8 protein-coding genes are annotated in these 11,630 nt (G+C 46.3%); 4 read left to right on the top strand and 4 right to left on the bottom strand.

The genetic code is table 11. The features are described from left to right. Together QFZ80_RS16375 and QFZ80_RS16370 are read left to right on the top strand one after the other, a co-directional pair. Window positions 1–1,707 (top strand): ABC transporter substrate-binding protein, encoded by a 1,707-nt coding sequence (locus QFZ80_RS16375; RefSeq protein WP_307559999.1) that lies wholly within the window; start codon window positions 1–3, stop codon window positions 1,705–1,707. Between the two features lie 101 nt (window positions 1,708–1,808). Beyond that, window positions 1,809–2,675, top strand: a complete 867-nt coding sequence (locus QFZ80_RS16370) for a phytanoyl-CoA dioxygenase family protein (RefSeq protein ID WP_307559998.1) — start codon at window positions 1,809–1,811, stop codon at window positions 2,673–2,675. A gap of 360 nt (window positions 2,676–3,035) precedes the next feature. Here QFZ80_RS16370 and QFZ80_RS16365 read toward each other — a convergent pair whose 3' ends face one another. Both QFZ80_RS16365 and QFZ80_RS16360 read right to left on the bottom strand, forming a co-directional pair. Beyond that, window positions 3,036–3,425, bottom strand: coding sequence for a PaaI family thioesterase (locus QFZ80_RS16365; protein WP_307555458.1), 390 nt, complete (start codon window positions 3,423–3,425; stop codon window positions 3,036–3,038). Window positions 3,426–3,669: 244 nt separating this feature from the next. Continuing rightward, entirely contained in the window at window positions 3,670–4,728 is a 1,059-nt protein-coding gene (locus tag QFZ80_RS16360) for an LLM class flavin-dependent oxidoreductase (RefSeq protein WP_307555460.1), read from the bottom strand. Between the two features lie 194 nt (window positions 4,729–4,922). On the opposite strand from QFZ80_RS16360, the gene QFZ80_RS16355 reads away from it, so the two are divergent. Next, window positions 4,923–5,297, top strand: coding sequence for a winged helix-turn-helix transcriptional regulator (locus QFZ80_RS16355; protein ID WP_307545401.1), 375 nt, complete (start codon window positions 4,923–4,925; stop codon window positions 5,295–5,297). Between the two features lie 57 nt (window positions 5,298–5,354). Here QFZ80_RS16355 and QFZ80_RS16350 read toward each other — a convergent pair whose 3' ends face one another. Together QFZ80_RS16350 and QFZ80_RS16345 are read right to left on the bottom strand one after the other, a co-directional pair. Further along, window positions 5,355–6,425, bottom strand: coding sequence for an SDR family oxidoreductase (locus tag QFZ80_RS16350; RefSeq protein WP_307545403.1), 1,071 nt, complete (start codon window positions 6,423–6,425; stop codon window positions 5,355–5,357). 233 nt (window positions 6,426–6,658) lie between these two features. Beyond that, the gene (locus QFZ80_RS16345) at window positions 6,659–7,216 is read right to left on the bottom strand and encodes an NADPH-dependent FMN reductase (protein ID WP_307545404.1); all 558 of its coding nucleotides are present in this window, start codon (window positions 7,214–7,216) and stop codon (window positions 6,659–6,661) included. A 587-nt stretch (window positions 7,217–7,803) separates the two neighbouring features. Between QFZ80_RS16345 and QFZ80_RS16340 the strand changes: the two genes are divergently transcribed. Beyond that, window positions 7,804–11,502: an FIMAH domain-containing protein gene (locus tag QFZ80_RS16340; protein WP_307559996.1), complete on the top strand. Its 3,699-nt coding sequence runs from the start codon at window positions 7,804–7,806 to the stop codon at window positions 11,500–11,502. The last annotated feature ends 128 nt before the right edge of the window (window positions 11,503–11,630 follow it).

Here is an 11,630-nt window from a genome sequence, read left to right as displayed (position 1 = left end):
ATGGTAAGTAAACGAACCAGAAAAACATGGTTATCGGTGGTCCTCATTTTATTCATCACTTTGATTGTAATCGGCTGTACATCTAATAGCGATGAGCCGAAGGATAGCGCTAGCCCTGATGGGGGTGGAAGCGCAAACGGGGGAGCGAACGTTAATGCAACAGGCTTTCCTATCGCCAAAAATAAAATTACGATGAGTGCTTTTGCACCGCAATCGGCTAATATTGCAGATTTGAATACGAACTGGTTTACCAAATATTTGGAAGAAAAGACAAATATTCATTTGAACTGGCAGCTTGTGCCGGGAGAATCAGCGGCATTGAATGAGAAGAAGCAGCTGCTGCTCGCAAGCGGTGACTATCCCGATATTTTCATGCAAGGGAATCTAACGAAAGAGGAGCAACTGCTGTACGGTCAACAAGGCGTCTTGATCCCGTTAAACAAGTTAATCGATCAATATGCACCGAACATTAAGAAAGCATTTAAAGACATTTCATATTTGGAGAAGGCGATCACTGCGCCGGATGGCAATATTTATGCGATCCCTTCCGTAAATGAATGCTATCACTGCCAGTTTTCAGCTAAAATGTGGGTGAACACGAAATGGTTGCAAAAGCTCGGTCTTAGCGCGCCGAAGACAACTGACGATTTCTATAACATGCTCAAAGCGTTTAAAGAGAAGGATCCAAATGGCAATGGCAAGGCAGACGAAATTGCGTTAACGGGTTCACCGACAGGTTGGCATACGGATGTTGAGACGTTCGTGATGAACGCGTTCGTCTATTACAATGCGGATAACAATTATTTCATGATGAGCGGCGGCAAGCTGGCAACATCGGTCGACCAACCAGGCTTCAAAAAAGGTTTGCAATTTTTGAACAAACTGTATGCGGATGGCTTGATTGATAAGGAAGCATTTACGCAAAAATCGGATGCGCTAACCCAAAAAGGGAATAGCCCGGATACGGCGATTGCCGGCGCTATTCCGGCAGGTTGGTTCGGCGAATTCACGGATGCATCGCCGGCAGCAACACGCCACAAAGACTATGATCCAATAGCGCCGCTTACAGGACCGGATGGAGCCTCGTTCACGGCACATTACATCGGCATCGGGAACTCGGTGTTTGCGGTGACGAATAAAAATAAAAATCCAGAAGCGGCGATTCGTCTAGCTGATTATCTGTACTCCGAAGAGGGGACGACAACGTCCAACTCTGGGGAAGAAGGCCGTAACTGGGTGAAGGCGGAAGCGAACGATAAAAACACGCGCGGAACTGCAGCCAAGTTCAAGGTTAAGGAAACGTCTTACGGGGTAGGTCAAGTGCAGAACGATCATTGGAATCAAATGGGACCGAACCTTCGTTCGGCCGAATATCGCGAAACTTCGTATGCAGCCAGTCAGGAAATCTATACGATGGATGGCTTGGAAACTCGCTTGTACAAGGCCACCAAGGAATTGTACGAAGGACATCAACCGAAAGAAGAGTTCCCGACGGATATTTTCTTGACGAACGATCAGGCCAATCAAGTGAAGCAGTTGAAGCCGATTATTACGGATTACGTCAAACAGTCCATGCTGCAGTTCATCATGGGGGCCAAAAGCATCGACAAAGATTGGGACGCTTACGTGAAAGGCCTTAAAGATTCCGGTATGGATCAATTCATCAAAATCTATCAGGATGCCTACGACAAAGTGTATAAAAAATAAGTAGTTGCCTCTGATCGTACGAGTTAGTAAAGAACTTTCAAACCTACAGTAGGCTTGAAGGTTCTTTATCTTTGGAGACTTAATAATGGAAGGTGAGAGAGATGGAGGAAGTAAATAAAAGCGGATATTTAACTAAAAAGCAAATTGAATTTTATAATGAGAAAGGTTACATCGTACTTGATCGTTTATTATCAAATGAGGAATTAGCGCCAGCAAAAGAAGCGATGACGTATAAGGTTTCTATGATTGCCGATGAATTGTATCGTGACGGACTAATTGAGGATAAATTGGTTGACCGCCCGTTTAAATATCGACTAGCGGAACTTTTTGAACATTTAACCGCTGATGAATTTTTGAAATACGGACGAAGTTGGCGTGACCGGATACCAGGTTATTTCCATTTAATGAGCAATGATAAAATTCTTAATGCCGTAGAATCTTTGATTGGCGGCGAGCTCTTTTCGAATCCAGTTTATAATGTAAGGCCGAAGATTCCGAGGGTTGCGGCTGGGGCAGTGCCTTGGCATCAAGATAAATCATACTGGCCGGATGCTAATTCCAATCCTGTGATTACAGTATGGATCCCTTTAGTTGACGCTAACGAAGTGAATGGCTGTTTGCATATTAAACCGAAAACACACCGAAAACCTCTTTTGAAATGGCACCAAGAATCTGATACTGGAACTGGTTACACGGTATTGAAGGAAAGTCAATTAGGGAACACAAAGACTGTTGTTTTGCCTGTTTCCGCTGGCAGCGCAATTCTATTCAACGATCGCTGTCTCCATATGTCAACACCGAACCGATCTGATGAAGTAAGGTGGAGCGTGGATCTGCGTTATCAGCCGACAGACCAAGATCCAATGGTGGCGCACGGAGCAGGCTTCTTGGCTAGAAGCTATAAATATCCGGAGCTAGTTGCAACTCTTGAAGATTGGTTAGAGGGTCGTTCAGAGCATGGCATATAGTGTGCGTAGATGTTGATGTGAAAATGGCTATCCAAAAAGTAGTCGAAGATGTCTGAGAGATAGGCAGTACACGCAGAGTTTGCCGACCTATGACGCAATGATGAAAAGTATCGTTACAGCATAGAAACGAAGATTTAGCTCCCTTGCAACAATGAAAAACATCGTTCAATCAATCTTTTAACGATGTAAAACATCGATGCAGCAATCGCAATGCTGCCTCAACTTGAATCTAACGATGAAATACATCTTTGCAGCAAAAGTGGCTGTGCAAAAAGTCGCCGAAGATGACTGTGAGATAGGCTTTATGACAAAACAAGAGGCTGTCAAAGTGAGACAGCCTCTTCATTATTATTAAGCAAATCATTTTTTGTCAATAATAGCGACCGTACAGCGAGAAATACATATAAGTTGATTATTCTCATCGGAAATTTTAATTTCCCAAACCATTGTTTTTCTGCCCTTGTGCAAAGGGATTGCAACAGCAGTAACGATACCATCTCTCTTACTTTTGAGGTGGTTGGCATTAATTTCAAGACCTACCGCTGCATATTTCTCTTTATCGATATTAATTTCTGAAGCGATAGAGGCTGCTGTTTCCGCCAATAGGACAGAAGCCCCTCCATGTAAAATCCCTGCTGGTTGGTGAGTAGCCGGTCCGACTGGCATTGTCATCACAACGCGATCAGGAGTTAGCTCTTCTATTTCAATGCCTAGCGTACGGATAGCGGTGTTCTGACTTCTTTCTTTCATAAACACAATAAAGGAATCTTTATCCATGCCGTAGGACTGATAAATTTCTTCGGATACGATCATACCCATAACCTCCATAGGTCTAGAAAATTTTACGGATCCTTCCGTTAGCAACAGAACAACTTCGGATAAATCGATTATGATAAAAAAAAGTAGGGCTGTATTTATTTTATGTCCAACGATACAAACATAGGCTCATAATCTCTGTTGGAATAGGCGAGGGAGGGGCTCTCCACGGCTCATCTTATTTATTTACCTCTGCCTCGGTTCTGGCAAGCTCCTGTCGTACAATTGGCGCTACCCTAGTGCCGAGCAATTCGATGGACCGCATGACCTCACGGTGTGGCATTGTGCCGACATTTACATGCAGGAAGAAACGACTTATCCCCAAATTTTTGCGCAGTAGAATGATCTTTTCTGCGACGTATTCAGGATCGCCGACATAAAGAGCGCCCCGCATACTGCGTGCGGCATCAAAAGTTCCGCGGTTGTAATTCTGCCCCCAACCCCGCTCACGCCCGATAACGTTCATTTGAGACTGCGTTGAAGGGAAGAATAAATCGGCAGCCTGCTCGGTAGTTTCTCCGACAAATCCGTGCGAGTGAGTCGCAATTGACAGCTTGTCAGGGTCGTGCCCAGCTTTCATAGCAGCCTCTTTGTAGAGTGCGACTAAGGGAGCAAAGCTCTCGGGCATTCCGCCGATAATAGCGAATACGATTGGAAGACCCAGCATTCCTGCCCTAACAGCGGATTGTGCATTCCCGCCGCTTGCGATCCACACCGGCAATGGGCTCTGAACGGACCGGGGATAGACACCGAGGTTATGGATGGCGGGACGATGACCGCCGCGCCAAGTTACTTTTTCGGAAGATCTGATTGCAAGCAGCAGTTCCAGCTTTTCGTCAAACAATTCGTCATAATGATCCAGACTATATCCGAATAGCGGAAAGGATTCAATGAACGAACCCCGGCCCGCCATAATTTCGGCTCGGCCGTTAGAGATGCCGTCAAGTGTAGAGAAAGCTTGATACACGCGAACCGGGTCGTCTGAGGACAGCACGGTTACAGCGCTCGTGAGCCTTATCCGCTTAGTCATGGCAGCCGCAGCTGCCAGTACAACAGCAGGCGAGGTGCCTGCGTAATCGGCACGATGGTGTTCTCCAATGCCATAGACATCCAGCCCGACCTGATCGGCTAGTACGATTTCTTCAACTGCATTGCGTAACCGCTCGGCATGGCAGATCACCTCTCCTGTCACTGGATCTGGTGTAGTCTCCAAGAAAGTACTTATTCCTATTTCTATGTTGGTTGCTATATCAGCCATCATGTTTCGCCTCCTTCATTATCTATATTAACTCATTTATTTATGGTTTCTCAAATTTAGTAAGAGAAGAGAGGGAGCAACGAAGACATTAGCACAATTGTTTAAAATACTTAGGGCTTGCACCCTCGAGCTTCAGACGGTATCGTAAAGGGCAGGGAGGCGATGCAAATCCTATGCTGGAACCGGGGAAAACGTATAATACGGCTGTGGAAGTGACGCTCGAAGTGATCGGAGGCAAGTGGAAGCCAGTCATTTTATTCCATCTCACGTTCGGTACGAAACGTAACGGTGAGCTGATGAGCTTGATGCCAACGGTTACACAAAAAGTGTTAACCCAGCAGCTGCGAGAACTGGAGGAGGATGGGGTTGTTACCCGGATTTCGTATAACCAGGTACCGCCAAAAGTCGAGTATGAGCTGACCGAGTATGGCTGGAGTTTAAAGGAACTTCTTCATATCATGTGCAGATGGGGAGATAGGCATGTTGAGCGTGTATACGGTGATAAGGTCAAGATCTTGGAGAATACACCACGCCTGAATGAAACATGATCAGTGATTGAACAGAAACCGGTCTCTGGATTTCAGAGGCCGGTTTCTTATGTGAGGTCACGGAATTACCTTGCGTTGGCGCAAATCTTCGAAGATGTTCAGGAACATTGCTTCTGTATCAATGAACTCGTGAAAGCCGAAACGACGTGCTTTCGTACCGTCAGCAAAAAAGTCGTAATCCCAAGAAAACACAAAGTCACCGAACCGCCAGGAGGAAACGTCACTGTAACTGTTATCCACCAACCCATGCTTCTTCACCATCGTGTTCCATAACGGCTCCTTGTCGGCCATGACTACATCCAAGGACATCTGCAGCGGAGGTGCTGTCTCTAAACCGAAAAACGCAGCAATCTTAGGCCAAAGCTCGTTCCACCGGAAGAGATCTCCGTTCGTGATGTTGAAGGCCTGATTCGCGCAACGTTCATCTGTCGCTGCCCAAACGGTGGCCTTGGCCAACAATCCAGCGTCGGTCATCTCCAGCAGGCTGTTGTAGGCTCCCGGCTTACCGGGAAAACGGAGCGGCAACCCGAGCTCCTTCGACATGGAAGCATAGATTGCGATAACCATTGCTAGGTTCATTGGATTGCCCAATGCGTATCCGCATACGACGGAAGGGCGAAGCGCCGACCAGGTCCAACTGCTCCCTTTCTGCCGATTTTCAAGGAATTGCTGTTGGTCGACATTAAACTCAGGCGGCATGTGATAGGCATCCGTTTCACGAGCTGGTGTCTTGAAGGGACCGAGGTGCGCGCCATATACTTTGTAGCCCTGCATGAGACTGATATGCTTAAGGTAAGGAGAGATAGGCTCAATCGCATTGACAATGTTGACGAGCATGGCTAAGTTTGGAGGGACCAATTCGGCCCAGGTAGGACGATCTTGATAAGCAGCATAGAAGATATGGGTGACTTCTGTAAGACTTCCTAGTTTCTCACGGGTATTATTTTCATCAAGTAGATCGACGGCTATATATCGAACTCGATTGTTGGATTCCCCGCCTCGCCGTGACACACCGATGATTTCCCAGTCGTGGAGCTGCTCCAGATGTGCGATAAGGTTTCTTCCAATAACGCCATTAGCTCCAACAACAAGAGCAGTTTTGCGTTGCGTGGCTTCATTTGTTTTCATAAAATATCCTCTCCTACTCCTTGGTGGTTTCATGATCATTGTGCACTTTGAATTGTTGAATGAAAAGTACGCACTTTGAGGTCATATAGTTACTTAGAAGTAATATAAGGCAGTGGAGAGGGAATCCGGGGAACAATAGCAAACAAGCTGGATCGAGCGAACAAAAGCAAACAAGCAAGCTGGATCAGGCGAACCCTATGCAGCTTGCTTGTTTGTATTCGGTTAGTTGGAGTTTAACGCAATGTTTTTAAAGCGCTGCTCCAGGCGACGACTTGATCGAACAACGTGTTGGCGGCTGCTTCCTGATGAGGTGCGGGCTTCACAATGCTATAGTTTTCAAAATCTGTGAAAAGCGAAAGGGTGACCTGAGCACGTACGTCAGCCACATGCAGTTCACCCAAGATAAGTCTCAGGTTTTCTGCTGCACGAGCGCCGCCTGTGCCACCGCCATAGCTGACGATACCTGCCGCCTTATCTTTCCATTCATTAAAAAGAAAGTCAATGGCGTTTTTGAGCGCTCCAGAGATCGCATGATTATATTCGGGCGTTACGAAAACAAAGCCATCATACTTATGGATTGCTTTCGACCATGCCACCGTATGCGGCTTCGTGTATTGAGCCAACATAGGCGGCTTTGGTTCATCATATAGCGGTAAATTAAAATCGGCGATATCCACGATTTCGTATTCAGCGTCACTGCGTTTTTGTGCGATCTCGTGAATCCATCGAGCGACGGCTTCACCTCTGCGTCCTGGACGCGTGCTGCCAATAATGATTGCGATTTTCAGCATGTTATTTCCTCCTTTATGATGGCGGTATTTTTATTTCAAAATGAAACCATTGCCTGGGCTATATCCCCCATGGAAAAGCTTAACAGATCACTTCATTTCATTTCCAACGAAACAACCGTTATAACCAAAGTTTCCGTTACGTTGGGCATGAGGCGACAGCAAGAGGAAGCTTGGTTTTTTTGAATAAGCCGGTTATTTACCGTCGGGGAGGTTGAGTATTTTCGCTTTGCTTACTGTGTACGGGATCAGCGGCATGTAAAATCGTAAAAAACTCCATGTGCATCATAAATTAACTAATACAGAAATTTCAACGATTCATTATGATGGTAGTTGAAAGCGTTTACTAGTCTTGCGAAAATGAGGAAAGAAGGGGTTCATAATGAGAAGAAGGTAAGCCTGATTTTATCTGTTGTAAGCAGAATCGTTTTTAAGTACGGGATCGAGTGAGATGCCGCATTTACTTCTCAGCAGACGGTGCCATGCGCGATTGACGATTAAGCTCAGAACACGCGCTTAATCGGGCGCCTCCGAACAATTAAGCTCAGAAACCGTAGACGTTTAATATTACGAAAATAGGAGGCTTTTAAATGTTTAAGCAAAAAGTTCAAAAAAAGATAGTAAGCTCAGTTCTTTCATTTGCACTTGCATTTTCGTTTGTTAATCTGTCCGTTCTTCCAGCATCAACGGTTCATGCCAATACGCAAGATATCAACGAACCCAACTCTTCAGTAACGGATGCTGTTTATAATCCCTCAGCAACCGGTTCAGTCAACCTGTTGGCTCCGTCTCGTTTTACACCTCAAGCAGGCGTGAATCTCAAGGTAAGTTCAGAAACTGCTGATCATCCTGGGGTAGACGCTTTGCGATCGGGAGGCAGCGGCTACTGGCGAAATTCAAGCTCAAATGTCTATATGAGTAACTATTCGCCATCCTCGCTGGCATTAACCCTCGACTTAGGCGCTCCTAAAACGATTGATAAACTTTACCTTGAAATACCCAATACAATTGCAAATATCCAAAGCAATGCGACAAGATTTGAGGTTTATTACACAAATGATCCTAATTCTTGGGCAAGTGCACCCACGGCCTCCGACACAGCGAACAATTACAATTGGAAGGCAAACGGCTGGACGCTGGCCGGCGGGACGGAAACGGAGGGGTTATGGTCTTATGTCACTTACAAAGGACAAAAATGGGGCTATGATACGAAAACATTCCTATATCCGTTTACAGCCCGATATGTGATGATCAATACGGTACTAGTTGGTCCCAGCGATAAGCGCGCGAATGATACCAGTTCGATGATGGGTATATCCGGCTTGGCTATCTACGGCAAAGATTCGGTATTTAACGCAACCGCACTGGTACCGGCTAAGGATACCTACAGTACATGGGATCAGGTCGCACCTAAATCTACTAATATAAATCTTGCTAGCGGACAGACGCTAACGAGCATTGCCAGAGGCGATACTACGCTACGTCCGAATATCGATTACACGTTAAATGGCAGCACAGTTACATTCACACTCCCATACCTTGCCAAACTGTCACTCGGTACGAATGAATTCACCTTCCATTTTAACAACGGCAACCCATCCATATTTGCACTGAACGTAACAGCCCGCGGTTATGGCGCAAATGACAAGACGATCAAGATGAATGCAATTGAAGGCGTATCACCATATAACATACTAGGCGGCGCAATGGGGACGGATGAGCCGGTAGAAGGCGTGACCAAAAGGATTAGAGACGCTTACCACGAATTTTACGGAAATCAGCCTCAGGCGACTGCGGCCGACGACCATATTAAGAGCATTGGGGACAGTACCTTGCAAAAAAATGTCTTCAAAGTCATTGCCAATGGTAGAGGTTTGAATAATGAATTCCTTGATAAGGTTCGCGACGGTGAGTATGCCCATAAAGGTGTTTTTGACCGAAATTTTGGTTATGTGGTTGACGGTGCGGCTTTCACGGACAGGCAGCGAATTGAAATTCGCCCCAGCGAAGATTCAAACGGCGATTTTGTAGCCTATGAAGGCGACTTGGTTTCCTATGAATGGCTCTGGAATATTCCGGATGGCAACCAATGGAATCAGTCAAATTTCCGACATATCTTCCAGTTGAAGGCTGTGAATCGCCAAGCAGCTGATACGTTACCAGGCGGAAACAACGGCGGAGAAAACGGCGCCTATATCCTAGCGATGTCGATTTCGGGCACGAACAGCAGGGATCTGGTCGTGAATCATAACCGATATGACGGCGATAAGACCATGATGCGAATTCCGTTAAAAGAAATCGATGGCCATTGGATTAAGGTAGAGCTTAACGCGCTTATTTCGGATAGCGGCTGGTTCACCATTAAGATAACGGATAGGGTAACCGGTAAGGTATACACTTTTGACAGCACGGATGTTTATCAAGTGTTTACAAACAAAGGTGCAAGCGATGGTACGAAAGACATATGGAGAAGACCGGAAAGAGTCGGCGGCTTCGAGACAGAGTATCCAGCTGCATTTGATCAATATTTGCGTCCCAAATGGGGCATTTACCGCAGCTCCGCTAACGGAACCAACTCTGCCTATGACGCTTCGCTTCAACTTGCCGATATCACCATCAGCAAGGTGGCATCAGGTTTGTCTTCTGTAAACCTTGCACTTCATAAAAAAGCGTATAACGTAGGCCGGGCAGAAGGCGCCAACTCGATTCAGATACAATCTGCTATGGCTAACGAATACGGCAATGCAAACAAACTGGTGAGCGGTGTATTGGAAGACCCGACAAAATGGCATGTTACCAACGTCTCCAATCTGAATCAAATCGGAAATTATTCATGGCTGGGTACCGATGGAGAGAGAAAAGGCAGCTTCGTCATTGACCTTGGCCAGGACATGGATTTTAGCCAATTAAGACTATTTGCAAAATCCACCAGGTTAAAAGGTGCGACCGTTTATGTATCTGATGATTTTGGAAACCATACATCGGCCGCTGAATTTGACGCAATGACGTTTAAACAAGTGGATAGACAGACTGCTCAAGGTTATACGTATGCAACAGGCAACAATAATGGAGGAACTGATTCAGAAGATGGTTCCTATCCAATTAATCTCGGTAAGACCTATCATTCCAGATATATCAAAGTAACGGTAGAGAACACATCCGGTGGCAATTCCGGCACGGATCTAACAGGACCTCCACGCCTTACACAGGTTCAAGTGTTTAATGCGCCAACGCCTCCACAGAATCTTGTTATTGAAACTAACGACTCAGCTAAAATGGTGAAATGGGATGCAAATGACTTAAGCGAGGGTTATACAGTTAATAATGGCACAACGGTACTTGTTGACTTACCGGCAGGCGCAACAAGCTATACTTTACAAAGCAGCATAACCGATGTATCCAAAGTTGCTGTAAAGACAAAGGGAACAGACCCGAACTCCCGCAAGTTTATGATATCGGCACCGGCCTTAGTAGTAGATCCGCAAGATGTGACTCCTCCTAAGACAGAAGCGCGAATCGAACCCGAAACGCGAAACGGCTGGCTAAACACGGATGGGTCCGTCGCACTGACGGCACATGACGATCTCTCCGCTGTAGTGAAAACGGAATACAAGGTGGGGGATAACACGGAATGGCAAACCTATGCCGGGCCTATCTCCTTCAAGAATGAAGGTGTGTATCGTCTGCAGTTCCGTTCAGCTGACGCTGCAGGTAACATGGAGCAAACGAAGGAGCTAAGCGTCCAGATTGATAAAACGAAGCCGGCCTTTGTACTGACGGCAAACGGGGAACCGCTTGCGGATGGCGCTGTTTTCTCCGACGACCGTTCGATTACGCTGCTTTTGAATGCGAGCGATCCACTGTCCGGCATAGCGAGTCAGGAGCTCACCCTGGACGGAAAGCGTTTGGACAACGGCGCTTCCATTGATTTGGCCGGCAAGCTTGGCCTCCATACGCTGAAAATCGTTATCATCGATCAGGCCGGCAATAAGACGGATGAATCTGTCCGATTTACCATTGCAGCCACCCCCGAAGGATTGTCCAGCTTGATTGACCGCTATGCCAAAGCCGGCGAATTGAAGGGACCTCTAGTTAACCAATTGCGCAACAGCTTGGATCAGGCGCTGCATCAATTGGACAAAGGCGACAAAGACAAAGCGGTCAAACATATGCAGGATTTCCTGAAGCATCTGAATAACAAGTCGATGGAGGATAACGTCTCCGAAACAGTAAAGTCCATCCTCACGGCTGACGCTAACGCTTTGATCGAAAGTTGGTCCGCGCAGTAAAGAACATTAACGTATTGTAGATGCAAAAGCATCCGGCCATTGATAAAGACCACACTGGTTGCCAATAGAACCTCAGTTGGAGGAGCTTGGGAATCCTTTGTTATAACATCCGTACCTTAATAAATAGG

Origin of the sequence: Paenibacillus sp. V4I7 (assembly GCF_030817275.1) — a bacterium.
GTDB lineage: Bacteria > Bacillota > Bacilli > Paenibacillales > NBRC-103111 > Paenibacillus_E.
This window is presented reverse-complemented; position numbering and strand designations above follow the sequence as displayed.

Coding starts and splice junctions, on each gene's coding strand:
- QFZ80_RS16375 (WP_307559999.1), top strand. CDS start 1: ATGGTAAGTAAACGAACCAGAAAAACATGGTTATCGGTGGTCCTCATT.
- QFZ80_RS16370 (WP_307559998.1), top strand. CDS start 1,809: ATGGAGGAAGTAAATAAAAGCGGATATTTAACTAAAAAGCAAATTGAA.
- QFZ80_RS16365 (WP_307555458.1), bottom strand. CDS start 3,425: ATGAAAGAAAGAAGTCAGAACACCGCTATCCGTACGCTAGGCATTGAA.
- QFZ80_RS16355 (WP_307545401.1), top strand. CDS start 4,923: ATGCTGGAACCGGGGAAAACGTATAATACGGCTGTGGAAGTGACGCTC.
- QFZ80_RS16350 (WP_307545403.1), bottom strand. CDS start 6,425: ATGAAAACAAATGAAGCCACGCAACGCAAAACTGCTCTTGTTGTTGGA.
- QFZ80_RS16345 (WP_307545404.1), bottom strand. CDS start 7,216: ATGCTGAAAATCGCAATCATTATTGGCAGCACGCGTCCAGGACGCAGA.
- QFZ80_RS16340 (WP_307559996.1), top strand. CDS start 7,804: ATGTTTAAGCAAAAAGTTCAAAAAAAGATAGTAAGCTCAGTTCTTTCA.